Origin of the sequence: Pseudomonas sp. DSP3-2-3 (genome assembly GCF_049898225.1) — a bacterium.
Taxonomy (GTDB): Bacteria; Pseudomonadota; Gammaproteobacteria; order Pseudomonadales; family Pseudomonadaceae; genus Aquipseudomonas.
The window spans coordinates 265,354-292,311 of sequence record NZ_JAFCXH010000004.1; the positions used below are offsets into that span (position 1 = coordinate 265,354).

The following is a 26,958-nucleotide window of genomic DNA, read 5'->3' on the forward strand; positions in this document are numbered from 1 at the left end:
ACGCATATACCCATTAAAATTACGAACTTTACGCATCAAGCAAAAACTCGCACTCTCGGCGTCATAACCTATGACCTGTAGTGGAGTGTCTGAATGTCTGATGCAGATAGCGGCAGCGTTGCCTGGAAGCTGGCTCCCAGCGAGTACCTGGCGAAGCGCAACCAGGATTTCGAGAAGCCTGACAAGCCAGTTTCGCACTACATCGCCATGCGTGACGGCTGCAAAATCGCCCTGGATATTTTCCTGCCTCAGCCAAAGCCAGGAATCGAAGCAAGCGAAACGTTCCCGACTATCGTCGTGTTCACGCCCTATTACAGGCGGTTCAAACTGGCTGCTGGCTCTGCTCAGGAAAACAGCCCGAATACCTATCGTTATCGTGATCAGTTTGTGCCGTATGGCTACGCCGTGGTGATTGTCGACGTCCGAGGCACCGGTGCCAGCTACGGCAGCCGCGACAGCTTTCGCTCCCCTGCAGAACGTGCCGACTCTGTTGAAGTGGTGGACTGGATCATCAACCAGCCTTGGTCCAATGGTCGTGTCGGGGCCACGGGTGTGTCTTACCTGGGAGCCGCAGCGGACTTTCTGGCGAGCACAGGCCACCCTGCGGTAAAGGCCATTGCCCCGCTTTTCTCGGTATGGGACACCTACGCCGACAACTACTATCCAGGCGGTATTCTGCTTAAGTCGCTGACTCGACTGTACGACGACATCATGATCGGCCTCGATCACGACCGTCGTGATGTACTGCAGCAATTCTCCTATTTCAACCACCCTGACTTTCAGGGGCCCCAGCCGGTCGACGAGGACGTGAGCGGCGAACAGTGCGCAGAAGCGCTTCAGGAGCACCTGGCAAATTTCAGGCAAACCGACTTCATGGCTGAGTTCCGATTCAGTGATGACAGCCTGCCCTACGATGCCACGTTCACTCCAGCCACGTTCAGCCCTCACGCCTACAGCGCGGGCATGCGCAGCGATGTCGCTATCTACTCGGTTTCAGGATGGATGGATGGCGCCGGCTATATGAACGGCGCTATTTCGCGTTTTCTCACCCTCAAAGACAACCCGCATCATTTGCTCCTGGGGCCATGGGATCATGGCGCGCGCATCAATGTGTCCCCATGGCGCGTCGAAGAGACCGCACAGTTCGGCCTGATGCCGGAACTGCTGCGCTTTTTTGACCACTATCTTGATGAAAGGGACACTGGGCTGGACCAAGAGTCGCCTGTGCACTATTTCAGCATGCACGATGAAAACTGGTGCGCGGCCGAACAATGGCCACCAACCCTGAATGCCGCGACACTGTATCTTGGCCAAGCGAATATTTTGGCCGCAGAACCGCAGCAAAACCCGCATAGCGATCAATTCAAGGTCGATTTCCGCCACGGTACCGGTGAGGGCACCCGCTTCGAGCGTATCGCCGGGATTGATAGCAGAACCTACTATCCCGATTGGCAAGGCCGGACCGACTCACTGCTGAGCTACACCTGCGAAGTCTTGCCAGAAGGCCTGCGATTGAGTGGCCACGTCATCGTTGAATTCTGGCTGGAATGCGATCAGCCTGACGCGGCCGTTTTCGTTTATCTCAGTGAGATTGAAGCCGACGGCAGCGAGCGCTATGTCACGCAAGGATTACTCAGGGCATTGCTGCGTAAGGAATCGCCGCCACCATCGACCTATCAAACCACATGGCCCTATCGCAGCCTTGCACGCAAGGACGCAGAGCCTATGCAACCTGGTACGGCCGAACAGATTCGCCTGGCGCTGTTGCCCACTGCATGGGCATTCAAGGCAGGCAGCAAAATCAGAATCTCTTTTGCTGGCGCAGATAGCGATCACTGTGGACAGATTCCCCACGGCAAACCGCCGACTTTTAATATCCTGAGTGGGCCGTCGACGCCGTCAAGGGTCGTGCTTCCAGCGCTTCTTTAATCCCAAACTACCCCATGGCCAGCCTGCCCGGTAAAAGCCAATCCGAGCAGTCGGCCAGCTACACACCTTTATCCGGCGCTTTGTCTGTGACGATGACCTTGTCCAGACCCCAGTCGCCGGGCACGTCCCAATCCTCTCCGAACAGCTCGGCCGGATGCATGGTTCGGTCGGAGCCGTTGCCGCACGCGAGGGAGTTGGCCGGACAATACTGGTCGCAACCCCAACAGATGCGCTCGGGGTGCTTGGGGTTGACGGGGAAATTCTTGGCCATGCCGTTCTCCGATGATTGAGAGGCGTACTTCCAACCTACAGCCTGTCTGCACGGTCGGCCTTGATGGATATCAAGGTTTAGCTATCCGAGCGACTGACCTCGCCCCATCGCGATCCCGGGGCTAAGCTTGCATCTGCTGAACAGACCTGGAGACGTCGCTCATGCTCAATAAAAATCCTTTCCCGAATGCCGAGACACCCGACCATCCGCCCCTGTCGACCTGGGACGATCAAAACGCCCCGCCGTCCATCGATAGCGAGGCGTTCACCGCCCCGCCTGCGTTGACCAACGCCGAACTGGTGCACTTGCGGGTCCGGGTCATTGCCCTGGAAAACCTGGTCATCGCGCTGCTGGCCGAAGGTTCGGAACGTCAGCTCGCCGTTGCCCGGGAAATGGCCGAGTATATTTCTCCCAGGCCGGGTTTTACCCAGCATCCCTTGACCGTTCACGCGGCCGCACAGATGACTCACAGTGTCGAACGCGCCCAGCGATTTCGCCAACGTGAAGAACCGCCGGTTTAATTACACGAAACTTGATAACAATCATTATTATTCGCAGCAAAGCTTCCTAGACTCGGGTTCCTACTCGACAGCGCTCAGGAAGTCATTATGCGTACCCACCTCTCACTCGCCCTGCTCCTGCTTGCACCGCTGGCTCACGCAAAGGAATACCCGATCGGGGAACCGCAGCTGTGCCAGGGGCTGGAAGTCGGGGCGGTGTATCTGCAACCGATCGAGATGGCGCCAGCTGGCATGATGCGCGCCACAGCCGATTCCGATGTCCATCTGGAGGCCGACATTCGCGCCACCGCTGACAATCGGCAGGGCTTTCAGGAAGGCAGTTTCGTGCCTTACCTCAATGTCTCGTTCAATCTGAAAAAAGCCGGCAACCCGGACGAAATCAAGGGTGACTTCCATGCCATGGTCGCCAATGACGGCCCGCACTACGGCGACAACGTGAAGCTGCTGGGCCCGGGTAAATATCAACTGACCTTCACCGTCCTGCCACCCGGCGGTCATGGTTCCCTCGGACGCCATACCGACAAGGAAACCGGCGTAGCCCCTTGGTTTGAACGCTGCGAACTGCACTACGAATTCGTCTACGCCGGGATTGGTAAAAAAGGCGGCTATTGAATGAAGCGCTTGCCTCTTGCCTGGCTGATGCTCGCCGGAGCCATGGCGCCGTTGACCGTCCATGCCGAGCTACCAACCTACGAACTGATCCTGCGCGATGGCCACTTTACCCCTGCCTTGCTGGAGGTTCCGGCCGGGCAGCGCTTCAAGATCGTCCTGATAAACAGTGGTCAGGGGCCGGCCGAATTCGAGAGCACACCGCTGCGGGTTGAAAAAGTCCTGTCGCCGGGGGTCACCACCTTCGTCGTCATTCACCCGCTCAGGCCCGGCCACTATCCCTTTTTCGACGAGTTCAATCCGCAACTGCCCGAGGGCGGCATCCTCGCCAGATAACCCGTCCATGCACGGAGTTTCCATGAATCAATCAATGTTCATCGTCTGGCGCGAAAGCGTCGAGGCGCTGCTGGTGATCGGCATTCTCCAGGCCTGGGCCAGCCAGCAAGACCAAGGCAATCGGCTGGTCAAATTCCTGTGGGGCGGGGTAGTGCTGGGGTTGCTGCTCTCAGGCCTGCTCGCGGTGCTGATTCTGTTTGCCGGTGAGGCCATGAGCGGCTCGGCCAGTGAATGGTTCCAGGCCGCACTGGCGCTGGTTGCCAGTCTGCTGATGGTGCAAATGGTGGGCTGGATGCATCGCCACGGCCGCACGCTCAAGCATGACTTGCGACGCCACGCCGATAGCCATCTGGCCCGGCGCGGCGGCTTGGGGCTGTTACTGCTGGCGATGCTCGCCGTCAGCCGCGAAGGCAGCGAAACCGTGGTATTCCTCTACGGTGCCGGCGCGCGCTTGCGAGGCCCCGAACTCGCCTTGTTCGCAGTCGGTGGTGCATTCGGACTGGTGCTGTCGGCGCTCACCATTGGCCTGTTGCACGGCAGTCGCCGCTTCATTTCATGGCAGCGCTTCTTTGCGATCAGCGAAGTCATCCTGCTCCTGCTTGGCGCAGCGCTGCTGGTCAGCGCCAGCGAACGTATTAACGGCCAATTGCTGGCCCTCGATGTGCCGGAGTGGGTTTACAGCGTCGTTGGCGAGGCGCTTTGGGACAGCAGCGCGCTGTTGAGCGACAGCCATGGATTGGGTAGTTTTCTTGCCGGCTTCGCCGGTTATCGAGCAACCCCCAGTGGCATGACTTTGCTGGTGTGGGTCGGTTACTGGCTGGTTGTGTGCGGCTGGCTACGGCAACGGACTGCGGAAAACCTGCCATGCCCAACCTGAGCTGGCGCAACCGATGGCTGCAGCGTGTGGGGGACGGCATGCGCCGCCACGCGGCCCTCATTCGTGCCGTTCAGTGGGTCGTTGTTCTTTTCTATGCGCTGCTGTTGGTGATCCCGGCACTGCTGCCTCTGCCGGACAGCCAGGCGCGGATGCTCGACAACCTGACCGTGCTCGCGCAGTTTTTGTTCTGGGGAATCTGGTGGCCGTTCGTGCTGCTGTCGATGGTGCTGTTCGGACGGCTCTGGTGCGGCGTTTTATGCCCGGAAGGATCCTTGAGCGAATGGGCCAGCCATTACGGTAAAGGTTTGGGCGTGCCGCGCTGGCTGCGCTGGGGTGGTTGGCCAACCCTGGCGTTCTGCCTGACCACCCTTTACGGCCAGCTGATCAGCGTTTATGACTACGCGCAGGCAGCGTTGTTGATCCTCGGCGGATCGACTGTAGCGGCGGTCGGCGTCGGCCTGCTGTTTGCCCGGGGCAAACGGGTCTGGTGCCGTTACCTGTGCCCGGTCAGCGGGGTCTTCGCCCTGCTCGCCCGTTTGGCGCCCGTGCACTTTCAGGTCGATGAGCAACGCTGGATGGAAAATGCCGCGCCACGCCTGCCGCCACCCAACTGCGCGCCGCTGCTGGATATCCGTCGCCTGCAGGGCGCCAGTGATTGCCATGCCTGCGGACGCTGCAGCGGGCAACGTGGCGCAGTGCAATTGATCGCCCGTTCCAGCAACCAGGAGATTCTTCACGCAACGGCGCAGACACTGTCCCGCTGGGATGCCCGATTGCTGTTGTTTGGCGTGATCGGCCTGGCCATGGGTGCGTTTCAGTGGACCGTCAGCCCCTGGTTCATCGCCCTCAAACAAACCCTCGCCCGATGGCTGGTCGAGCACGATCAACTTTGGGCTTTGCAGGATGACGCGCCGTGGTGGTTGCTCACCCACTATCCGCAGCTCAACGACAGCTTCAGCTGGCTGGACGGATTCAGCATTGTGGTTTATCTGAGTCTGAGTTCGCTGCTGCTCGGCACCGCGTTGCTGATCCTTCTGCAAGTGACGGCGCGTCTGGCGAAGAATCCTGCACTGTATTGGCCCCTGGCGCTGACGCTCACGCCCCTGGGTGGTGCAGGGCTATTTCTTGGGCTGTCGGCAACAACGGTGAAATTGCTCCGCTATGAAGGGCTGCTGCTGGAATGGGTACAACCCGCCCGGGCCTGCCTGTTGATGGCCGCGATAGCCTGGAGTCTGCTATTGGGCTGGAAACGCCTGGACCGCGAAGGTATTGACCTGGCGCGGCGCCTGTCCGGCGGCGCTTGCCTGTTATTCGCCAACGGCCTGATCGGATTGGGCTGGTGGTTGCAATTCTGGGGTTGGGCCTGAGTATCCCGGCGCCCTGAGCCAACCACCACCCCTGCCCCACTTAGATTGAACTAGACTTTGAAGCGCGCCACTGTCTGGTGCAGCGCCCCGGCCATCTGCGCCAGATCGTGGCCGGCGGTCTGCGTATGTCGAGCCCCCAGCAACACCTGTTCAGACAAGTTACGAATGCCCATCAAGTTGCGATCCACCTCACGCGCGACCAATGCCTGTTCCTCCGTGGCGCTGGCAATCATCATGTTGCGCTCGTTGATCTGCGAGATCGACCGAGTGATTTCATCCAGAGCGTCGCCCGAGCGTTGCGCCACTTCAAGGGCAGCTCGCACCAGCGTCCTGCTGCTTTGCATGGCCGTCACGGCATGGCCGGTATCCTGGCGAATGTTGCCGATCATCTGTTCGATTTCCTGGGTGGACTCCTGCGTGCGATGGGCCAGCGCCCGCACTTCATCGGCGACCACGGCAAAACCGCGTCCGGCATCACCGGCCCGGGCGGCTTCAATCGCCGCGTTGAGCGCCAGCAAATTGGTTTGATCGGCAATGCTGCGAATCACCTCCAGCACCTTGCTGATGTCCTGCACCCGGCCAGCCAGTTGCTCGATGCGCTGCGACGTATCGGCCACGCCGCTGGACAGCTCACCCATGGAAACCACGGTTTCCTGAACCTGCTCGCGGCCGCGTTGCGCGGTTTGCTCGGACTGCCGCGAAGCCTCGGAGGTGCTGACTGCATTGCGCGCCACCTCATCCACCGCTGCCGTCATCTGGTTCACGGCCGCAGCCGCCTGCTCAATCTCCAGCCCCTGCAATTGCAGGTTGCTGCTGGTCTGGCTGCTGACTGCACTCAGTTCTTCAGAGGAGCTGGCAACCTGATCAACCGAGGTCGCGATGTGCTTGACCATCGCATTCAGGCTTTGCTGCATCTGGTGCATGTTCATCATCACGCTGCCGTCGGCGCTTGAACTCACCGACACCGGAGTCGTCAGGTCGCCTTGGGCGATTTGACTCAAGACCCGCGCCGCAGCGTCCGGCTCGCCGCCCAACGGCCGGGTCACACTGCGCGTGACGACAACAGCGGCAGCGACAACCAGCGCCAGGCAGAACAGAAACAAGCCAAGCATATTGCGCCGGGCATCGCTGTAGAGTTCCTGCGCCGACTGTTCACGGTCGGCGAATATTTTTCCTTGCAGCGCCATCAGCTCGTCCAGGCTCTTGTAGACCTGGAGTTCGGCCGGCACGACCTTTTGTTTGAGTTGGGTCATGGCGTCGTCGAACGCCCCTTGCCTGATCAAGACCTGCACCTGGGTGAACGCCGCGACATAGGCCTCGCGGTTCTTTTTCAGTGCGGCATAAACGACTTTGCCTTCGGGCAGATAGAACAACGGCTCAAGGGTTTCGAGCGCCTGAGTAATGCGTTTTTTGGTGGTGTCGATGGACTGCTGCACTTGCTGGTTGTCTTTATCGATCAGCAAATCCCGGGTATTCCTGGCGTTATCGCGCACGCCAGTGGCAATGACCAGGATCGGGTCGATTTTCGGCCAGTCCTGTTTAACGATGACCACCGCCTGTTCCTTGAGCGTTGCCAGATCGTGTAACGCGTAAAACGCCATGCCCATCAGGGCCAGCGGCGCAATTGCAAAACCTATGACGATACGTTGTGCCGTCGATAATTTAGCCATATCAAATGCTCCCCGTTTGATACCTGCCCGATAGGCAGCGCATTTGAAAATCATGGTGGGTGTCACTGGTGAAGTGTGATCGTCAGCCTCGGTTATCCCCGCAACACGAAGGCTGGAAACAACTCGCGCATGGCTACCCAAAGATCGGGTAGCAAGGCTTGTGCCGAAACGTTCGGCAATAGAGGGTCGAACATCCGCTCGGTGCGAACCAGCTGCACGGCAAAGTGTTTGACGCCGAGCTTGTTCAAACGCTGCGCCAGGATCAACAGACGCTCGGGCTTGAACAGATGCCAATGCACGGTGGTGCGGCATTCGTAATCGACGCCACTGTCCAGCAGATGGTTGAGGCTGCGCCAGTTGGCCGTGCCACTCCCTTCAACCCGGGTGATGGCCTGGCAATCCTCGGGCAACGCCTTGACGTCGAAGCCGACCCAATCGGCACCGGTCAGTGCCTTGGCAAACGCCGCTGGCTTGATCCCGGCGCTGTGCAGACCAATGCGAAAACCCATCGCCCGCACTTCATCCATGGCGCCGGGCAAACTGTCTTGCAGGGTTGGCTCACCGCCGCTGAATACCACGGCATCCAGAAGACCCTGACGGCGCTGCAGAAAGTCCAGTACCTGGCGCCACTCCACTTCGTCCGCGCCGCGCGGCGGGATCAACTGCGGGTTATGGCAGTAACGACAACGCCAGGCGCAACCCTGGCAAAACAATACACAGGCGAGCTGTCCCGGGTAGTCGATAGTGGTCAGGGGCACCATGCCCCCAACCCGAAGCGTTCGACTCATTGGCGCCCGGCCAGCGCCGCGCTTTCAGTGAAGTGCACCCGCTCGCGGTGCTCGGACTGTTTGCCTGGATTGAACGCCGATACCGGGCGGTGATAGCCCATCACACGAGTCCAGATTTCACAGCGTTGACGTTGAGCCTGGGGCAGAGTTTGCGATGCAGTCATGGTGAAGCTCCTTGCGGTTGAGTGGATCGAAATCAGTGAACGAGGCCGGTTTTCTGCTCTTTGAGGAGCAGGACTTCGTCGCATTTTGGGCAGAACTCATGTTCGCCATCGAGGTAACCGTGCACCGGGCAAATCGAGAATGTCGGGGTCACGGTCAGGTAAGGCAAACGGAAGCGCCCAAGGGCTTTGCGCACCAGTTGCTTGCAGGCTTGGGTCGAGGAAATCCGCTCGGCCATATACAGATGCAGGACCGTGCCGCCGGTGTATTTGCATTGCAGTTCGTCCTGGAGTTCCAGAGCCTCGAAGGGGTCATCGGTGTATCCCACCGGGAGTTGGGAGGAGTTGGTGTAATACGGCGCCGCTGTGCTCCCGGCCTGAAGAATGTCGGGGTAGCGCTTGAGGTCTTCCTTGGCGAAACGGTAGGTCGTGCCCTCGGCGGGCGTCGCTTCCAGGTTGTACATGTGGCCGGTTTCTTCCTGAAAGCGCAGCAATGTGGCGCGCACATGGTCCAGCAGATTCAGAGCGAACTGCCGGCCATGCTCGGTGTGCATTCCATCCTCGTCGCCAGAGAAATTGCGCAGCATTTCATGCAGGCCATTGAGGCCAATGGTGGAAAAATGATTGCGCAAGGTGCCCAGATACCGCTTGGTATACGGGTACAAGCCGGCGTCCATATGGTGCTGGATCACTTTGCGCTTGACCTCCAGGCTCTCCATCGCCAATTCCATCAGCGTGTCCAGACGTTTGAGCAAACCGCTGGTATCGCCCTTGAACACATAACCCAGACGCGCGCAGTTGATGGTCACCACGCCAAGCGATCCGGTCTGTTCCGCCGAGCCGAACAAACCGCCGCCGCGCTTGAGCAGTTCGCGCACATCCAGCTGCAACCGGCAGCACATCGAGCGCACCTGATTGGGTTGCAGATCCGAATTGAGGAAGTTCTGGAAATACGGCAAGCCGTAACGCGCCGTCATCTCGAACAGGCGATCAGCGTTTTCACTGTCCCAGGGAAAGTCATGGGTGATGTTGTAGGTCGGGATCGGAAAGGTGAACACTCGCCCTTTCGCATCGCCGGCCTGCATCACCTCGATGTAAGCGCGGTTGAGCACATCCATTTCGACTTGCAGGTCGCCATAGGCAAACGGCATCTCCTCACCGCCAATGACAGGTATCTGCTCGCGCAAATCCTGCGGGCAAACCCAGTCGAAGGTCAGGTTGGTGAACGGCGTCTGAGTGCCCCAGCGCGAGGGCACGTTGAGGTTGTAGATAAACTCCTGGATCGCCTGGCGCACCTCTGGATAACTCAGCTGGTCCTTGCGCACGTAGGGCGCCAGATAGGTGTCGAACGAACTGAAAGCCTGGGCGCCGGCCCATTCGTTCTGCAGGGTGCCGAGGAAATTCACCATCTGCCCCAGGGCACTGCTCAGGTGCTTGGGCGGCCCGGCTTCGACGCGGCCCGGCACACCGTTGAGCCCTTCATGCAGCAAAGTACGCAGCGACCAGCCCGCGCAATAACCGGCGAGCATGTCCAGATCGTGCACATGCAGATCCGCCTCGCGGTGCGCCTGACCGATGGCCTCGCTGTACACCTCGTCCAGCCAGTAATTGGCAGTGACCTTACCCGAGACATTCAACACCAGTCCGCCCAGGGAATAGCCCTGATTGGCGTTGGCCTGCACCCGCCAGTCTTCGCGATCCAGATATTCGTTCATCGAGGTCGCCACTTCGACCAGGGTGCGGCGGTCGCGACGCAAACGCCCGTGCTGTTCGCGATAGACGATGTAGGCACGCATGGCGAGGAAAAAACCGGCGTCCATCAAGACCCTTTCCACCCGGTCCTGAATTTGTTCCACATGCAGCTTGGGCAGTCCTTCCAGGCGGGCTAACACGGCATGGAGCAAGCCTTCGGCTTCAGCCTCGGCAAATTCCCCGGTCGCCTTGCCAGCGGCGATCAACGCCTGACGGATTTTGTCCGCATCGAAGGCGACCAGATTGCCATCGCGCTTGTGCAAACGGTTAGATCCTATTGAGATCAGCGTGCTCTGCATTCGTCCTCCAGACACAACATATAGATGTTTACAAGACCAAAAACACAATATGCAGTGAAGACTACGGAAAAACTGTGCTTCTGCCATTGATCGATATCAAGATTTTTCGGCAAAAAAAACCGCCCGAAGGCGGCAAGGAAATCCATCTAGCCAATGAAGATTCACTGGGGGAGATTCTATGTTTGAGGGCATCCCACAGGCGCCGCAGATGGGGTGTCTGCACCGACGCCTTCCCGGATAAATCCGGTCCCACGGAATGACCGCATTTCTGAAGTGCACCCCAAACATAGAATCTCCTACAGTGAACTTTACCGAGCGCTTCAACCTCCGCTCATGTTCATGAACCGCACGATTTGTACTTCCCCTTCGGGGCTGAAATCGTGGCGCAACGGCTTGCCACGCAGGGCTTTGTGTACCGCATCGATCAGCGGTTGATCATCCAGCGGATAACGCCGCAGCAGGCCACGTAAATCCAGGGCATCGTCCTGACCCAGACAAAGCAACAGCTTGCCTTCAACGGTCATCCGTACCCGATTGCAGCTGCCACAAAAATTGTGGCTGTTGGGCGATATGAAACCGATCCGGGTATCGGGATGGCGCTCCAGGCGCACATAGCGCGCCGGGCCGCCGCTGTTCTCGGTGCTGTCGAGCAAGCGATGACGACTGGCGATCAGCGCCCGCACTTCATCGCTGGAACAGTACGATTCGCCCCGAGAACGGCCAACGTCGCCCAAGGGCATTTCTTCGATGAAACTGATGTCGATGTGTTGATCGATGGCGTATTGCACCAATCCCGGAACTTCATCGAAGTTGCGCCCTTTCATCACCACGCAGTTGAGTTTGATTCGTTCGAAACCCGCGTCGCGCGCCGCTTCAATGCCGTTGAGCACTTGATCGAGATCGCCGTTGCGGGTGATCGCGCGAAACTTCTGCCCGTCCAGGCTATCGAGGCTGATGTTCATGCGCTTGACCCCCGCGTCCACCAGCGGTCGCGCCAGACGGCCCAGTTGCGAGCCGTTGCTGGTCATCACCAGTTCACGCAGACCGGGCAACGCCGCGATGTTGCGACACAGGTCGACAATACCGGGACGGATCAGCGGTTCGCCGCCAGTGAGGCGGATTTTGCGTACACCCAGGCCGACGAACAACGTTGCGAGGCGCTGCAACTCCTCCAGCGTCAGCACCTGCTGACGCGGCAGGAAGGTCATGTTTTTCGCCATGCAATACACACAGCGAAAATCACAACGGTCCGTCACCGACATCCGCAGATAATCGATATGGCGTCCAAAACCATCCTGCATTACAGCGTTCATCACATCTCCCGGTTTGCCTCGATGCTCATTGCACCAGCGGTGAGTCGGCACCCTGCAAGTGGATGCCACGAATATCCGCCGCGCCAATCAGGGTTTGCAGGTATTGCACCAGGGCTTTTTGCCAGACGCCTTGCTGCAACTGCGTGCGGATCGCCGTCGATACCACTTCGTAAGGCAATGGCATGCCTTCGATCCGCTGGTCAATACTGATCACATGCCAGCCATAACGGCTTTCCAGTGGTTTACTCGCCAGCCCCGGCGCCAGGGTGAACAATTGACGCTCCAGTTCGGGCACGGTCTGGCCTTTGCTGATCTGCCCCAACGACCCGCCTTGAGCCTTCGACGGGCAAGCCGAATAACTCACGGCCAGCTCGGCGAAACTGCCGGGAAACTCTTCCAGTCGCTGCAGCAGCACTTCGGCTTGATCATGGGCCAGGGCACGGGCCTCGGCATCGTCCGGCGCGCATTCAAGCAGGATGTGCCGCACCGCCAGCAACGGCGCGCTGTGAAAGCGCCCGCGATTGTTTTCGTAGTAGCGAAGACTGGTTTCCTCGTCACACTGGGGTACATGCACCTCGCGCTCCAGCAACAAGCGCGTGGCTGCCTCTTCTTCGTTCTCACCCGCGCCGATCTCCAGCGACACGCCGAGCTCGGCAATACGTTGCTGCAACAGCTCACGAATTACCAAGGCCCTGGCGGCCAGATAAACCGCTTCCTCGCGGCTTTCCGCCGGGTGATATTGCAGCTCCTGCGCCATCGCCTCCGGGGTGATCGGCACCTCGTTGACGCTGATGATCGGCCACTCCTGCTCGCTGCTGGCGATTAACTGCGCCGGAGCGTCGTCGACCGCCTGCTCAAGCGGCAGAGCTTCAAACTGCACCGCCCCGGCTGCGATGTCGACAACCTCGGGTTGCGCCTGTTTGGAAGAACCGCAGCCACCGCTGCCCCCATTACCGCCGCCACATCCACATCCACCTGACATGATTGTCTCCTCAGATCTTCTGCCGAACGATTTGATAACGACGTCCCAGGTACCAGATCGGTGCACTGATCATGTGTACGAGACGGGTGAAGGGGAACAGCACGAACAAGGTCAAGCCGAGAAATACATGCAGCTTGTAGGTCAGCCCGACCGGCGCAATGGACGCCGCCGCTTCCATCGGCCGCAAGAGCACAGTGTTCTGCGCCCAGTCGGCGAGCATCACCATGACCGAACCATCCATATGCGCCGTGGAGGCGACGATGGTCAGCAGGCCGAGCAGCAGTTGCGCCAGCAGCACCAGCAGAATCAGGATGTCCGAAGGGCTGGAAGTGGCGCGGACCCGAGGATCGCTCAGGCGCCGCTTGACCAGCATCAACAGACCGATCAGGCACAACAGGCCGAAGAAGCCGCCGGACACCATCGCCAGCAACTGCTTGTTCTCAGTGCTGATCAGATGGTGATAAACCGACGCTGGGGTCAGCAGGCCGACGAAGTGTCCGGCCAGCACGAACAACACGCCCACGTGAAACAGGTTGCTCGCCACGCGCATGCCACTCTGATTGAGCATCTGGCTGGAACCCGCCCGCCAGGTGTACTGCGACAGGTCAAAGCGCGCCCAGCTGCCAATCAGGCAAACCGCCAGGGCCACATAGGGGTAAACCCCGAACAACAACAGATCCCATTTAGACATTGCCCACCTCCCTGGCTGGCGCGGCGGCCAGCCCATCATGCTGAAAATCCACCCAGTGCAGCGGCACCGCACTTTCTTCGCGAGCCTTGCCCGGAGCGCTTGGCAGCGAACTGCAACGGTCCTGCTGTTCGGCCTGGAGAAAGTCCACGGCCTCCTCTTCCCAGATCTTGTCGAGGGCTTCGAGGGAGTCGTCGCGAGGCTCCGCCGCCACTTGCGCGCGCAGGTCGGCCACCGCTTGATGGGGCTCGGCGCCAGCAATTTGCAGCAGTGCCCGGAAGCAACTGGCGTAAGCGCTTTCCCGCTCTTCCAGACGCGCCGCGAGCAAGGCCAGCAAGTGCGAGACATCCGCCAGGCCCTCGCGGGCCTCGATATCTTCGCGGGTCGAGAGGAACTCCAGGTACAGCGGGATATAGTCGGGAAGTTCTTTGACGCCGATGGCAAAACCGGCCGCTTCGTATTGCGCCATCATGTCGACCATGGCCTGGCCACGGTCGCGGGATTCGCCGTGCACGTGTTCGAACAGCAGCAGTGACAGCGAACGGCCCCGGCCAAACAGCGCACCGTAATGCTCCTGGCCGTCCATCAGGTCATTGGCGCAAATCAGCTCCAGTAATTCGAACAACGCAGCGCGCTGCTTGGGGCTGATTTCCCGGGACTGGATAATCGCCTGTTCCAGTTCATCGCGACCGCCGATCAACGTCTCGGTCGGATAGTCGAGCAACAGCGAAATCACTTTGAGAATCTGCATGCTCATTCCTCCCACAACTGGACGGTTTTCAGGATGTCGCGACGGTTGGCCTTCTTGGCGCCGAACATGTTGGTGTCGGAGCTGCCGCTGCAACCGCTGCCAAAACTGAAGCCGCACCCGGAGCGCTCGGCGAAGGCGTCGCTCATGGCGTCTTCCCGGTGCGCGCTCGGTACCACAAAGCGATCTTCATAGTTGGCAATCGCCAGGTAGCGGTACATTTCCTCGACCTGTCCCACGCTCAGGCCGACATCCTCCAGCACTTGCAGGTCCTGCACGCCGTCCACTTGCTGGGAACGTTTGTAGGCGCGCATCGCCAGCAAGCGTTTCAGTGCACGCTTCACCGGTTTTTCATCACCCGCCGTCAGCAGGTTGGCCAGGTATTTGAGGGGGATACGCAGGCTGTCGACATCTGGAATCACCCCGTTCATGCCCACAGTGCCAGCGGTGGCCGCGTTTTGAATCGGCGACAGCGGCGGCACGTACCAGACCATCGGCAACGTGCGGTATTCCGGGTGCAACGGCAGTGCGAGCTTCCAGTCCACGGCCATTTTGTAGACCGGCGAACGTTGTGCAGAGTCGATCACCGACTGCGGCACGCCATCGGCCAAAGCCTGACGGATGACCGCCGGGTCGTTCGGATCGAGGAAGATCTCCAGTTGTTTCTCGTACAGATCCTGCTCATTGGCGGTGCTCGCCACTTCGCTGATGCGGTCGGCGTCATACAGCAGCACACCGAGGTAGCGGATCCGGCCGACACAGGTTTCGGCACAAACGGTCGGCATCCCGGCTTCGATACGCGGATAGCAGAAGATGCATTTCTCGGACTTGCCGCTTTTCCAGTTGAAATAGATCTTCTTGTACGGGCAGCCGCTGATGCACATGCGCCAGCCACGGCATTTTTCCTGGTCAATCAGGACGATGCCGTCTTCTTCGCGCTTGTAGATCGCGCCGCTCGGGCACGACGCCGCACAGGTGGGGTTGAGGCAGTGCTCGCACAGGCGCGGCAGATACATCATGAACGTGTTTTCGTACTCGCCGTAAATGTCCGCCTGGATCTTGTCGAAGTTCTTGTCCTTGCGACGCTTGGCGAATTCGGTCCCGAGGATTTCTTCCCAGTTCGGGCCCCACTCGATTTTTTCCATGCGCTTGCCGGAGATCAGCGAACGCGGACGAGCCGTTGGCTGGTGCTCGCCCAGCGGCGCGGTGTGCAGGTGCTGGTAATCGAAGTCGAACGGCTCGTAGTAATCGTCGAGGCCCGGCAGGTCAGGGTTGGCGAAAATGTTCGCCAGCACCCGGAATTTGCCGCCGATGCGCGGGTTGATCGTGCCATTGGCGTTGCGGATCCAGCCGCCCTTCCACTTGTCCTGGTTTTCCCATTCTTTCGGGTAGCCGATCCCGGGTTTCGATTCAACGTTGTTGAACCAGGCGTATTCCATGCCTTCACGACTGGTCCAGACGTTCTTGCAGGTGATTGAACAGGTGTGGCAACCGATGCATTTGTCCAGGTTCAGAACCATGCCGATCTGTGAGCGAATTTTCATCTCAGTTCTCCTCGATATCGGTCGGCAGGGGACGTGGCAAGTCATCGCCACTTGAACCATCGAGCCAGTCGACTTTGGCCATCTTGCGCACCACGACGAATTCATCGCGGTTGCAACCGACCGTGCCGTAATAGTTGAAACCGTAGGCTTGCTGGGCGTAGCCGCCGATCATGTGCGTCGGCTTGAGCACGACCCGGGTAACCGAGTTGTGGTGGCCACCACGGGTCTTGGTGGTTTCCGAGCCCGGCACGTTCACGATCCGTTCCTGAGCGTGATACATCATCACCATGCCGTCCTTGACTCGCTGACTGACCACCGCCCGGGCGGTCAGCGCACCGTTGATGTTGAAGCACTCGATCCAGTCGTTGTCCTCGATACCGGCGCGTTTCGCGTCGTTCTCCGAGAGCCAGACAATTGGCCCGCCACGGCTGAGGGTCAGCATCAGCAAGTTGTCGCTATAGGTGCTGTGGATGCCCCACTTCTGGTGCGGAGTGATCCAGTTCAGGACGATTTCGATCTCGCCATTGCTGCGTTTGCCTTTCACCCCTTCGATGGTGCGGGTGTTGACGGGCGGGCGATAACTCATCAGTTGCTCGCCAAACGCCTGCATCCACGGGTGATCCTGGTAGAACTGCTGGCGACCGGTGATGGTGCGCCATGGGATCCCTTCATGAACGTTGGTGTAGCCGGCGTTGTAGCTGACGTGATCGTCTTCGAGGCCCGACCAGGTCGGACTGGAGATAATCTTGCGCGGCTGAGCCTGAATGTCGCGGAAACGAATCGCCTCGTGGGCCTTGGACAGCGCCAGGTGGCTGTGGTCGATGCCGGTGAATTCCGACAGCGCAGCCCAGGCTTTCACCGCGACCTGACCGTTGGTTTCCGGAGCCAGGGACAGAATCACTTCCGCCGCGTCGATGGCCGTGTCGATTTTCGGCCGACCGTGGCTGATCCCGGCATCGCCTTCGTGGTGATTGAGCTCACCGAGGAATTTCACTTCATCTTCGGTGTTCCAGTTGATGCCCTTGCCGCCGTTGCCATGTTTTTCCAGCATCGGGCCCAGCGAGTTGAACTGCTTGTAGATGTTTGGATAATCACGCTCGACCACATGCAGGTTCGGCGCGTTCTTGCCCGGCTCCGGTGCTACACCGGCACTTTTCCAGTCGGTGCCGCCAAAGGGTTGGGCCAGTTCGCCGACGCTGTCGTGCATCAGCGGAATGGTCACCAGGTCCTTTTCAACACCCAGATGCCCTTCGGACATGCTGGAAAACGCCTTGGCGATGCCTTTGTAGATTTCCCAGTCCGAACGCGATTCCCACGCCGGGTCGATGGCAGCCGACAACGGGTGAATGAACGGGTGCATGTCCGAGGTGTTCATGTCGTCTTTTTCGTACCAGGTCGCGGTCGGCAACACGATGTCGGAATAGACGCAGGTCGAGGACATGCGGAAGTCCAGCGTGGTGACCAGATCGAGCTTGCCGATGGCACCCTCGTCCACCCATTCCGCTTCTTCGGGCTTGCAATCGCCGACCTGGCCGATGTCTTCGTTCATCACGCCGTTCTTGGTGCCGAGCAGGTACTTGAGCATGTACTCGTGGCCTTTGCCCGAGGAGCCCAGCAGGTTGGAACGCCAGATGAACATGTTGCGCGGGAAGTTCACCGGGCTGTCCGGCTGCTCACAGGAGAAGCGCAGCGAGCCATCCTGCAGGGACTTGACCACGTAGTCCTTGGGGTCCATGCCGGCGGCCGCAGCGTCGCGGCAAATGTGCAGCGGGTTGGTGTTGAGTTGCGGCGCGCTGGGCAACCAACCGGCGCGTTCGGCGCGGATGTTGTAGTCCAGCGCATGCTCAGGGAACTGGGATTTATCGGCCAGCGGCGAGAGCACGTCGTGCATGCTCATCTTCTCGTGGCGCCATTGCGAGCTGTGGGCGTAGAAGAAGCTGGTGCCGTTCATCTGGCGCGGCGGACGGTTCCAGTCCAGGCCGAACGCCAGAGGCAACCAGCCACATTGCGGACGGAGTTTTTCCTGACCGACGTAGTGCGCCCAACCACCACCGGTCTGGCCGACACACCCGCAGAGCATGAGCATGTTGATCAGCCCGCGGTAGTTCATGTCCATGTGGTACCAGTGGTTCATCGCCGCGCCGACGATGATCATCGAGCGGCCCTTGGTCTTGTCGGCGTTATCGGCGAACTCACGGGCAATCTGGATGGCTTTCTCACGGCTCACGCCAGTGATCTGTTCCTGCCACGCCGGGGTGCCAGGCACCGAGGCGTCGTTGTAGTCCTTGGCAACGTTGTCGCCGCCCAGGCCGCGATCAATCGCCAGGTTGGCCGCAGACAAGTCAAACACCGTGGCGACCTTGGCCACGCTGCCGTCCGCCAGCACTACGTGATGCACCGGCACGCGGCGGTATTGCACAGCGTCGCCAGCCACGTGCTGGAAGTGCTCGTGGGACTCACCGGCGAAATACGGGAACGCCACTTCGGCAACGTCATCGCCGATCAGGCTCAGCTTCAGATCGATCTCACGGCCTTCGCCGCCTTCACGAGGCAGAATGTTCCACTTGCCCTTCTCGCCCCAGCGATAGCCGATGGAGCCTTGAGGAGAAACCAGCTCACCGCTGACATCCAGGGCGATGGTTTTCCATTCCGGGTTGTTTTCCTGGCCGAGGTTGTCGGTCAGGTCACTGGCGCGCAGGAAGCGGTCCGGCTGATACCCGGCGCCCGGTGCCTTGTCGACCATCTGCTTGAGCAACACCAGCACTGGCAAATCGGTGAAGCGCTTGGCGTAATCAGTGAAATAGGCGCTCGGTTTGTCCAGGTGGAATTCTTTGAAGATCACATGATTGAACGCCTGGGCCAGCGCCGCATCGGTGCCTTGCTTAGGGTTCAGCCACAGGTCGGTAAGCTTGGCGACTTCCGAGTAGTCCGGGGTGATCGCCACAGTCTTGGTGCCCTTGTAGCGGACTTCGGTAAAGAAGTGCGCATCCGGGGTGCGGGTCTGCGGAACGTTGGAACCCCAGGCAATGATGTAGTTGGAGTTGTACCAGTCGGCCGATTCCGGCACGTCGGTCTGCTCGCCCCAGACCATTGGCGAGGCCGGTGGCAAGTCGCAGTACCAGTCATAGAAGCTCAGGCACGCGCCGCCGATCAGCGACAGGTAACGCGAACCCGCCGCGTAGCTGACCATCGACATGGCTGGGATCGGCGAGAAACCGACGATCCGGTCAGGGCCGTATTGCTTGATGGTGTAGACGTTGGCTGCAGCAATGATCTCGTTGACTTCATCCCAGTTGGAGCGAATGAAACCACCCATGCCGCGCTTGCTTTTATAGGAGTCGGCCTTGACCTTGTCCTCGACGATGCTCGCCCAGGCTTCAACCGGCGCCATGGTCTGGCGCGCGTCACGCCACAGTTTGAGCAGCGGCTTGCGGATTTTCGGGTACTTGAGCCGGTTGGCGCTGTAGATGTACCAGCTGTAACTGGCGCCACGCGGGCAGCCACGAGGCTCATGATTGGGCAGATCGTTGCGGGTGCGCGGGTAGTCAGTCTGCTGGGTTTCCCAGGTAATCAGACCGTTCTTGACGTAGATTTTCCACGAACAGGATCCGGTGCAGTTCACCCCGTGGGTGGAGCGCACGATCTTGTCGTACTGCCAGCGGGAGCGGTAGACGTTCTCCCAGTCACGAGACTCTTTGCGGGTCTCTCCGTGACCGTCGGAAAATTCGTTTTGCTTGCGATTGAAAAACCGCAGTTGATCCAGTAAATGACTCACGGTGTAGTCCTCTCAGGCTTGCTGCGGGGTTCTGTGCCCCGCCCACGCAATGGTTGGATTTCGGGTCGTCTCAGCAGGGTGTCGCCGCGCCTTTGCGGGCGTACCACCACCAGGTCACGACGATGCAGCTCAGGTAGAAGCCGACAAACATGTAGAAGGCCATCTCCGGGCCGCCGGTCTGGGCCATGGAGGTGCCAAAGGATTTGGGAATGAAGAACGCACCGAAGGCGCCCATGGCCGAACTGAAGCCCAGGACCGCCGCCGACTCTTTACCGGCATCCTTGAGCGCTTGTTCGCGCACGGCGGGGGATTTCCCGGCAGCGGCTTTTTCATGCTGGGTGCGGAAGATCACCGGGATCATGCGGAAGGTGGAGCCGTTGCCGATGCCGGTGGTGATGAACAGCAGCATGAACATGCCGAGGAAGCCGTAGAAGTTGCCGCCCGAGCCGTTCTGCGGCAGAAAGTGCATGACGCCGAAGACCATCACGATCATCGCGACGAAGTTCCACAAGGTCACTTTCGCACCGCCCAGCTTGTCCGCCAGCCAGCCGCCCAATGGCCGCACCAGCGCGCCAACCAACGGGCCGAGGAAGGCGAACTTCAAGGCGATGACATCCGGGAACGAGGTTTTGATCAGCAATGGAAACGCTGCGGAAAAGCCAATGAACGAGCCGAAGGTCGCCAGGTACAACCAGCACATCAGCCAGTTGTGCTTGCGCTTGAAGATCACCGCCTGCTCGCTGAACGAAGCGCGGGCACTGGACAGGTCATTCATGCCGAACCAGGCAAGCACGGTCACCAGCACAATGAATGGCACCCAGATGAACCCGGCGTTCTGCAGCCACAACTGGCTGCCGTCCGGCAGCACTTGCGCATTGCCACCCATGAAGCCGAACACGCCGAAGGTGATCACCAGCGGCACACAGAACTGCATCACCGAGACGCCCAGGTTGCCCAGCCCGGCGTTGAGGCCAAGCGCGGTGCCCTGTTGGGACTTGGGATAGAAGAAGCTGATGTTGGACATGCTCGAAGCGAAATTGCCGCCGCCGAAACCGCAGAGCAAGGCAATCAGGACGAACACGCTGTACGAGGTGCTCGGGTCCTGCACCGCGAAGCCCATCCAGATCGACGGCAACAGCAGTGACGCAGTGCTCACGGCAGTCCAGCGCCGGCCACCGAAGATCGGCACCATGAACGAATAGAAGACGCGCAAGGTCGCGCCAGACAATCCCGGCAACGCCGCGAGCCAGAACAATTGGTCGGTGGTGAAGCTGAAGCCAATGGCGTTCAAGCGCACGATCACCGTGCTCCAGACCATCCACACGGCAAAGGCCAACAACAGCGCAGGAATGGAAATCCACAGGTTGCGGGTTGCAGTCTGTTTGCCGCTACTTCCCCAGAACGCTGGGTCCTCGGGGCGCCAGTCATGAATGACCGGGCCTTTTTCAGGCGTTTGCAGAACGGACATGTTCTTCTCCTTGGGCAATGCTGGAAAACGGGGACGAGGTCGCTGGCGGCTGTTTGCCCAGCAGCGGACGCTTGCGTATTTCGCTGAAGTACATCCAGGTGAGGGAGACCCAGACCACGCCGTACATCAACATGAAGCAGGAAGAGCGCACGCCGGTGAGGTCCACCAGGGCGCCGAACAGGATCGGCAGCACGAAGCCGCCCAGACCGCCCGCGAGGCCAACGATGCCGGACACGGCGCCCATGTTTTTCGGGTAGTCGTTGGCGATGTATTTGAAGACCGAGGCCTTGCCGAACGCGAAGGCGATGCCCATGACGAACAGCAGCACGGTGAACAACGCCGGAGTGAGGCCGATGTGGAAATCCAGCGGGCCGTTGATGGTCTGCACTTGCAATTGAGTCTGGGGATACGAGAGCAGGAACAGGCAGATCCAGCTGACCCACAACACCCACCAGGTCACGCTTTGCGCGCCCCAGCGGTCCGACATCCAGCCGCCGACAGCGCGCAGCACGCCGCCAGGCAGGGAGAAACACGCCGCCAGCAGCGCCGCGCTTTGCAGGCTGAAACCGTATTCCTGCACGTAGTACTTGGTCATCCACAGCGCGAGGGCGACGTAACCGCCGAAGACGATCGAGTAGTACTGGCAGTAGCGCCACACCGCTGGATCTTTCAGCGAACTCAACTGCTCGCGCAAGCTGGCGCCGGAGGCACTGCGATGGTCTTTGTTTTCGGCGCTGAGAAACCAGAACAGCAGCGCGGTAATAAAGAGGATCGCGCTGAAGACTTTCGGCACCAGCTGCCAGCTACCGGCAGCAATCAGCGCCGGGGCGAGAAACTTGGTCACCGCAGCGCCCGCGTTACCCGCGCCGAAGATGCCCATGGCGAAGCCCTGATTCTCCTTGTCGAACCATTTGGCGACGTAGGCGATCCCCACCGAAAACGAACCACCGGCCAGACCGACGAACAAGCCCAGCACCAGGAATTGCCAGTAGGCGGTGGCGTAGCTGATCAGGTACAGCGGCGCGACGCAGGACAGCATCAGCAGGAAGAACACGATGCGCCCGCCAAAGCGGTCAGTCAGCAGACCCAGCGGCAGACGCACCAGGGAGCCGGTCAGCACCGGGGTCGCGGCCAGCAGGCCAAATTGGGTTTCGTTGAGCTGGAGCAGTTCCTTGATCGGAACCCCGAGCACGGCAAACATCATCCAGACCATGAAACACACAGTGAAGGCCAGTGTGCTCATGCCCAACACCAAGCCTTGTCTTACACGCGGTTGGTTCACAATGCTCTCCAGTCAGTTAGCCATGGCGGCAGACTAGAGAGAGCAACCCCGCAAAAACTTGATCCATGTCAACGAAGCCAAAGCGGGCTTAGGCCTATGCTTGCGCGGTCTACCTCTAAGGAGGTAGATCAGAAGAACCCTGAAAACGCTGGTTTATCGGCGCTTCAGGGGGTTCTTCCAAGGTTTTTGCAGACAAGGATCAGTCGACAACTCTTTAGAGGTAGCGCGCCCGGGATCGGCGGCAAAACCCCACTCTGGTGCTGCACATGCTCTGTTTTCCTGATTTCTTCCCGGATCGGCGCTGATGATTCGCTGGTTGCGCAGCTCCCTGCCCGCTCGCGCCGGGCTGGCGGTCATTTTGATCGCCGTGCTCGCCCTCGCCAGTTCGTTGAGCGCCGGACTGATCGCCTGGTTCAGCCAGGGCGATGCCGCCGCGATCAACACCGCAGGCTCGGTGCGCATGGAGACTTACCACCTGAGCTGGAAACTGGCCGCTGGTGCAACCCGCGCAGAAATCACCGCAATCACCGACAGCCTGCAGACTCGCCTCGATAGCCAGTCCCTCAAGGCAGTGCTGGAAGATGGGCCGAACACCGATCTGCAAGTCAGCTATGGGCAAATCCAGCAACGCTGGAACGAGGATCTGCGCCCGGCACTTGAACGTGGCAATGCCAGCTCTTTTCAGGCCATCGCCCCGCCGTTCGTTGAACAACTGAACCAGTTCGTCAGCCTGTTGCAGCGCCAGAGCGAAGAAAAGCAAAGCTGGCAACAGGGCATTCAGGGCCTGGCCTTGTTCACCACCATGATTGTCCTGCTGCTCGGGCTATACGAGTTGCAGTACGGCGTGGTCACGCCCCTCAAAGAACTGGTGGATGCCAACCAGCGCTTTCGGCGCGGGGACTTTCAGGTACGGGTCAACCATCAGTCCCAGGATGAACTGGGCCAATTGGCCACGAGCTTCAATGCCATGGCCGAGACCATCGAAGAATCCCATCGCACCCTGGAGAGCCAGGTCCAGCAAAAGACCGTGAACCTGCAACAGGCCAATGCCGCCCTGGAGCTGCTGTATCAAAGCAGCCGCAACCTGGCCACTCGCCTGGCCAATGCCGAAGGGCTGGATGACCTGATCCGGCGCTTCCAGCAACGCCTGCCCGGCTTGCGCCTGTCGCTGTGCCTGCAAGGCCAGTCCCAGGCACCCGCCAAGCAATTGCTCGCCCTGCACGGCGCGAACATCCGCGAAGTCTGCGCCAGCACCGATTGCGCCACCTGCCAGAAACACCACGAGGCGAAGCCGCAGACCTTCAGCATCAGCAACCAGGGCAGCGAACTGGGCGAACTCAAGGCGCACTTTGTCGATGGGCATCCTACCCAAGCCTGGGAAACCCAACTGATCCAGGCCCTGGCCAATCTCATCGGCACCTCACTCTCGCTCAAACGCCAACGGGAACAGGATCATCGCCTGCTGTTGCTCGACGAACGCACGATCATTGCCCGCGAGCTGCACGATTCACTGGCCCAGGCGCTGTCCTACATGAAGCTGCAAGTCAGCCGCATGCAGACCTTGATCCGCCGTGGCGAACCGGTCGAAACCCTGGCAACCGTCACCGCCGAATTGCGCGAGGGCCTGAACAACGCCTACCGCCAGTTACGCGAACTGCTGACCACTTTTCGCTTGCAGATCAACGACGCCGGGCTGGTGCAAGAGCTCAAGGACACCTCCGAGGAGTTCTCCCGGCGCGGCGAGTTTCAGGTACACCTGCACGTCGACGCGCTGGCCTTTCAGCTCTCGGCCAGCGAACAGATCCATATTTTGCAGATTACCCGCGAGGCGCTTTCGAACTGCCTGCGCCACGCCCATGCACAAAACGCCTGGCTGCAACTGCGCCAGGTCGGCGAAACCGTCAGGCTCTCCATCGAGGACGACGGACGAGGCTTCAGCGGCAACGTTGACCAACGCGAACATCACGGCCTGAACATCATGGATGAACGGGCTCGCAGCTTGCGCGGCCAGCTGCAGATATTTTCCAGGGCGCCGCAAGGCACCTGCGTCCAGCTGGAATTCCACCCGGAGTTTCTCGGACAGCACACAGAAGGTAGTGTCACATGACCCCATCCCGGCAACACACCATCCTGCTGGTAGACGATCATCCGATGATGCGTCACGGCATTCGCCAGATGCTCGAACTCGAAGATGATTTCAAGATCGTCGGCGAAGCCGGCAACGGCGAAGAGGCACTCAGCCTGATCGAGCCGCTGCAACCGGATCTGGTCCTGCTCGACAACAACATGCCGCAAATGAATGGCATTGAAACCCTGCGCCGGTTACGGGCCATGTCCTACACCGGCAAGGTACTGCTGTTCACAGTGTCGGACGCCGAAGACGATATTCGCGACGCCCTGCGCCTGGATGCCGACGGCTATCTGCTCAAGGACATGGAACCGGAACTGTTGATCCCGTACATCCGCGATGCCCTGAACGGCGCACTGGTGATCAGCCCGGGCCTGACCCGGGTCATGGCCCAGGCGCTACGCTCACCACCACGCCAGGCGGTGGTGGAACTGACCGAGCGTGAGCGGCAAGTGTTGAAAACCATCGCCAGCGGTTTCAGCAACAAGGTCATCGGGCACAAACTCGGCATCACCGAAGGCACGGTCAAGGTTCACGTCAAGAACCTGCTGCACAAACTCGGCCTGCGCTCGCGGGTCGAGGCGGCGGTGTGGGCCATGGAGCATCTGCGCAGCGCCAGCTGACGGATATCCCTCCTTGGAGGTAGGTCTGCAGAGGCATAGGTCATCCAGCCCGCGGCCTCTACTATGACTGTCAGCGGAGGTATCCCATGCTGACCCACCCGTCCATCGTTGCAACGTTGCGCCGTCACCACTTGTTCAGCCAATTGCCGGAGAAAGTCTTCGAGGAAGTCCGCAGCCTGGCGATGCTCAAGCGCCTGGATTGTCACAGCACACTCATGCGCCAGGGCGATCCGGCCAAGCGTTTCTTCCTGCTGGTCAGCGGTCAGATCAAGCTGTATCGCCTCACTGGCGAAGGTCAGGAAAACCTGGTGGAGATCATTCAGCCCGGCCAGACTTTTGCCGAAGCCTTGCTGTTCAGCCAGGCCCGGCTTTATCCGGTAAGCGCCACGGCGTTGAAGGACAGCGTACTGGTCAGCATCGATGGTCACCATTATCGCAACGCCCTGGAGGATCAGCCGAAAGTCTGCCTGGCGATCCTGGCGAGCATGAGCGTTCACCTGCACTTGCGCCTGCGGGATATCGACACGCTGACCATGACCAGTGCGAGCCGTCGCGTCATCAATTACCTGCTCCAGGAGCGCCACCCGGTCACCGGCCAGATTGTCTTGCAGGTGTCCAAACGCCTGGTGGCGTCGAAGCTGGGCATTCAACCGGAAACCTTTTCGCGGATTTTGCATCGCCTGGTGGAGTGCGGCCTGATTGCGATGGAGCGCCGCAATATCAGCATTCTTGCCGAAGAGCAGGAGCTGGCGGCGTTCCAGTAACCGGAATTGACGGCAATCAATGCGCAATGCCACCGGCCTTGCACACTGGTAGAGCCCAACCATGGAGAGCGTCAATGCCCCCTTCAACCTTGCCTCTGGTTTACTCCTGCTCCGGCTGCTCTAACGTTGCTCAACTGGCCAACAGCCTGGCCGTGCGACTGGACCGCAGCGGCCTCGCGGAAATGTCCTGCATCGCCGGTGTTGGCGGCCATGTGGCGGCGCTGGTCAATAAGGCACGCTCGGGACGACGGATCTTCGCGCTCGACGGCTGCCCGCTGCAATGCGTCGAGAACTGCCTGAACCAGCATGGCCTGCATGCGGATGTTCACTTGATTCTCAGTCATTCCGGGTTGCGCAAACGCTATGGCGAAGACTGTACGCAGGCGCAAGAGGATGAGTTGTTCGAGGGGATCAAGCAGTTGATTGCCAGTGATGCCCGGCAGCAGCATGGGCCGGAGTTGGTGGGTGGTTTGGGGGGTTGTTGATTGGGGTTACGATCAATAGCGTAGCGAGAGCGGCGTGAACCTGTGGGAAATGCGTACATATCCGTTGTCGCAGTAACGGCTGCTTAGGGTTGCGCCCTTACGGCGTGAGCGCTGGCTCTCGAAAAGACGTCAACAATAACGCGTGCTGCCTGGAGCAACGCGATGCCCATACATTTTTCGCGAGCAAGCTCGCTCCCACAAGTTCGACATCGCTCTGGTTTTTGATCTTGATCTTGATCTTGACCTGCCCCGCCGTAAGGGCGGAACCAAAAGTCGCCGTGACCGCAGCAACGGATATGTACCCATTCCCCTTGTGGGAGCGAGCTTGCTCGCGAAGGAGCTCAACGATAACGCGTGCTACCTGGATAAACGTAGCGCCCATACATTTTTCGCGAGCAAGCTCGCTCCCACAAGTTCGACATCGCTCTGGCTTTTGATCTTGATCTTGACCTGCCCCGCCGTAAGGGCGGAACCAAAAGTCGCCGTGACCGCAGCAACGGATATGTACCCATTCCCCTTGTGGGAGCGAGCTTGCTCGCGAAGGAGCTCAACGATAACGCGTGCTACCTGGATAAAAC

General features: G+C 59.8%; 23 protein-coding genes and 1 pseudogene. 10 read left to right on the plus strand and 14 right to left on the minus strand.

What is annotated here, in order from left to right:
- The first annotated feature begins 93 nt into the window (after positions 1-93).
- The gene (locus ACP7E4_RS07210; RefSeq protein WP_426112608.1) at positions 94-1,929 is read left to right on the plus strand and encodes a CocE/NonD family hydrolase; all 1,836 of its coding nucleotides are present in this window, start codon (positions 94-96) and stop codon (positions 1,927-1,929) included.
- 58 nt (positions 1,930-1,987) lie between these two features.
- Here the strand turns inward: ACP7E4_RS07210 and ACP7E4_RS07215 are convergent, their stop codons facing one another.
- Entirely contained in the window at positions 1,988-2,200 is a 213-nt protein-coding gene (locus tag ACP7E4_RS07215) for a DUF3079 domain-containing protein (protein ID WP_426112606.1), read from the minus strand.
- Positions 2,201-2,361: 161 nt separating this feature from the next.
- Here ACP7E4_RS07215 and ACP7E4_RS07220 point away from each other — a divergent pair, with 161 nt between their 5' ends.
- The 5 genes from ACP7E4_RS07220 (at position 2,362) to ACP7E4_RS07240 (ending at position 5,910) form a co-directional block, all read left to right on the plus strand.
- Positions 2,362-2,721 (plus strand): hypothetical protein, encoded by a 360-nt coding sequence (locus tag ACP7E4_RS07220; RefSeq protein ID WP_426112604.1) that lies wholly within the window; start codon positions 2,362-2,364, stop codon positions 2,719-2,721.
- 87 nt (positions 2,722-2,808) lie between these two features.
- Complete coding sequence (locus ACP7E4_RS07225; RefSeq protein WP_426112602.1) at positions 2,809-3,333, plus strand: iron transporter; 525 nt, start codon at positions 2,809-2,811, stop codon at positions 3,331-3,333.
- A complete protein-coding gene (locus ACP7E4_RS07230; RefSeq protein ID WP_426112600.1) occupies positions 3,334-3,666 on the plus strand; it encodes a cupredoxin domain-containing protein in 333 nt (110 codons plus the stop codon).
- A 22-nt stretch (positions 3,667-3,688) separates the two neighbouring features.
- On the plus strand, positions 3,689-4,543 hold the full coding sequence (locus ACP7E4_RS07235) for an FTR1 family iron permease (protein ID WP_426112598.1): 855 nt from the start codon (positions 3,689-3,691) through the stop codon (positions 4,541-4,543).
- On the plus strand, positions 4,531-5,910 hold the full coding sequence (locus ACP7E4_RS07240; protein ID WP_426112596.1) for a 4Fe-4S binding protein: 1,380 nt from the start codon (positions 4,531-4,533) through the stop codon (positions 5,908-5,910). The genes ACP7E4_RS07235 and ACP7E4_RS07240 overlap by 13 nt, the downstream gene beginning before the upstream one ends.
- 50 nt (positions 5,911-5,960) lie before the next feature.
- Here the strand turns inward: ACP7E4_RS07240 and ACP7E4_RS07245 are convergent, their stop codons facing one another.
- From ACP7E4_RS07245 to ACP7E4_RS07305, 13 genes and pseudogenes are all read right to left on the minus strand, one after another.
- Positions 5,961-7,022 carry a methyl-accepting chemotaxis protein gene (locus ACP7E4_RS07245; protein WP_426224882.1) on the minus strand — a complete coding sequence of 354 codons (1,062 nt, stop codon included), beginning with the start codon at positions 7,020-7,022 and terminating at the stop codon, positions 5,961-5,963.
- 36 nt (positions 7,023-7,058) lie between these two features.
- A pseudogene (locus ACP7E4_RS07250) lies at positions 7,059-7,634 on the minus strand (MCP four helix bundle domain-containing protein); the annotation flags it as partial.
- A gap of 38 nt (positions 7,635-7,672) precedes the next feature.
- Positions 7,673-8,368, minus strand: coding sequence for an anaerobic ribonucleoside-triphosphate reductase activating protein (locus ACP7E4_RS07255; RefSeq protein WP_426112594.1), 696 nt, complete (start codon positions 8,366-8,368; stop codon positions 7,673-7,675).
- Positions 8,365-8,532, minus strand: coding sequence for an anaerobic ribonucleoside-triphosphate reductase (gene nrdD, locus ACP7E4_RS07260; protein WP_102614419.1), 168 nt, complete (start codon positions 8,530-8,532; stop codon positions 8,365-8,367). The genes ACP7E4_RS07255 and nrdD overlap by 4 nt, the downstream gene beginning before the upstream one ends.
- A 32-nt stretch (positions 8,533-8,564) precedes the next feature.
- Positions 8,565-10,580, minus strand: coding sequence for a ribonucleoside triphosphate reductase (locus ACP7E4_RS07265; RefSeq protein ID WP_426112592.1), 2,016 nt, complete (start codon positions 10,578-10,580; stop codon positions 8,565-8,567).
- 320 nt (positions 10,581-10,900) lie between these two features.
- A complete protein-coding gene (gene moaA / locus ACP7E4_RS07270) occupies positions 10,901-11,893 on the minus strand; it encodes a GTP 3',8-cyclase MoaA (RefSeq protein WP_426112590.1) in 993 nt (330 codons plus the stop codon).
- Positions 11,894-11,918: 25 nt separating this feature from the next.
- Entirely contained in the window at positions 11,919-12,875 is a 957-nt protein-coding gene (locus ACP7E4_RS07275; RefSeq protein WP_426112588.1) for a peptidylprolyl isomerase, read from the minus strand.
- Between the two features lie 10 nt (positions 12,876-12,885).
- A complete protein-coding gene (narI, locus tag ACP7E4_RS07280; protein WP_331148784.1) occupies positions 12,886-13,566 on the minus strand; it encodes a respiratory nitrate reductase subunit gamma in 681 nt (226 codons plus the stop codon).
- Positions 13,559-14,314: a nitrate reductase molybdenum cofactor assembly chaperone gene (narJ, locus tag ACP7E4_RS07285; RefSeq protein WP_426112586.1), complete on the minus strand. Its 756-nt coding sequence runs from the start codon at positions 14,312-14,314 to the stop codon at positions 13,559-13,561. The genes narI and narJ overlap by 8 nt, the downstream gene beginning before the upstream one ends.
- A gap of 2 nt (positions 14,315-14,316) precedes the next feature.
- Positions 14,317-15,855 (minus strand): nitrate reductase subunit beta, encoded by a 1,539-nt coding sequence (gene narH, locus ACP7E4_RS07290; protein ID WP_426112584.1) that lies wholly within the window; start codon positions 15,853-15,855, stop codon positions 14,317-14,319.
- Position 15,856: 1 nt separating this feature from the next.
- Positions 15,857-19,630, minus strand: a complete 3,774-nt coding sequence (locus ACP7E4_RS07295) for a nitrate reductase subunit alpha (protein ID WP_426112582.1) — start codon at positions 19,628-19,630, stop codon at positions 15,857-15,859.
- 70 nt (positions 19,631-19,700) lie between these two features.
- Positions 19,701-21,098, minus strand: a complete 1,398-nt coding sequence (locus ACP7E4_RS07300; protein ID WP_426112580.1) for a NarK family nitrate/nitrite MFS transporter — start codon at positions 21,096-21,098, stop codon at positions 19,701-19,703.
- Positions 21,076-22,380: an MFS transporter gene (locus ACP7E4_RS07305; RefSeq protein WP_426112578.1), complete on the minus strand. Its 1,305-nt coding sequence runs from the start codon at positions 22,378-22,380 to the stop codon at positions 21,076-21,078. Before ACP7E4_RS07305 ends, ACP7E4_RS07300 begins: the two co-directional genes overlap by 23 nt.
- Positions 22,381-22,684: 304 nt before the next feature.
- On the opposite strand from ACP7E4_RS07305, the gene ACP7E4_RS07310 reads away from it, so the two are divergent.
- The 4 genes from ACP7E4_RS07310 to ACP7E4_RS07325 all read left to right on the plus strand — a co-directional run bounded on the left by ACP7E4_RS07310 (position 22,685) and on the right by ACP7E4_RS07325 (position 26,380).
- Positions 22,685-24,487, plus strand: coding sequence for a HAMP domain-containing protein (locus tag ACP7E4_RS07310; protein WP_426112576.1), 1,803 nt, complete (start codon positions 22,685-22,687; stop codon positions 24,485-24,487).
- On the plus strand, positions 24,484-25,131 hold the full coding sequence (gene narL / locus ACP7E4_RS07315; RefSeq protein WP_426112574.1) for a two-component system response regulator NarL: 648 nt from the start codon (positions 24,484-24,486) through the stop codon (positions 25,129-25,131). Before ACP7E4_RS07310 ends, narL begins: the two co-directional genes overlap by 4 nt.
- Positions 25,132-25,217: 86 nt before the next feature.
- Entirely contained in the window at positions 25,218-25,895 is a 678-nt protein-coding gene (locus tag ACP7E4_RS07320) for a Crp/Fnr family transcriptional regulator (protein WP_426112572.1), read from the plus strand.
- A gap of 74 nt (positions 25,896-25,969) precedes the next feature.
- Positions 25,970-26,380, plus strand: a complete 411-nt coding sequence (locus ACP7E4_RS07325; RefSeq protein WP_426112570.1) for a putative zinc-binding protein — start codon at positions 25,970-25,972, stop codon at positions 26,378-26,380.
- Positions 26,381-26,958 lie beyond the last annotated feature (578 nt).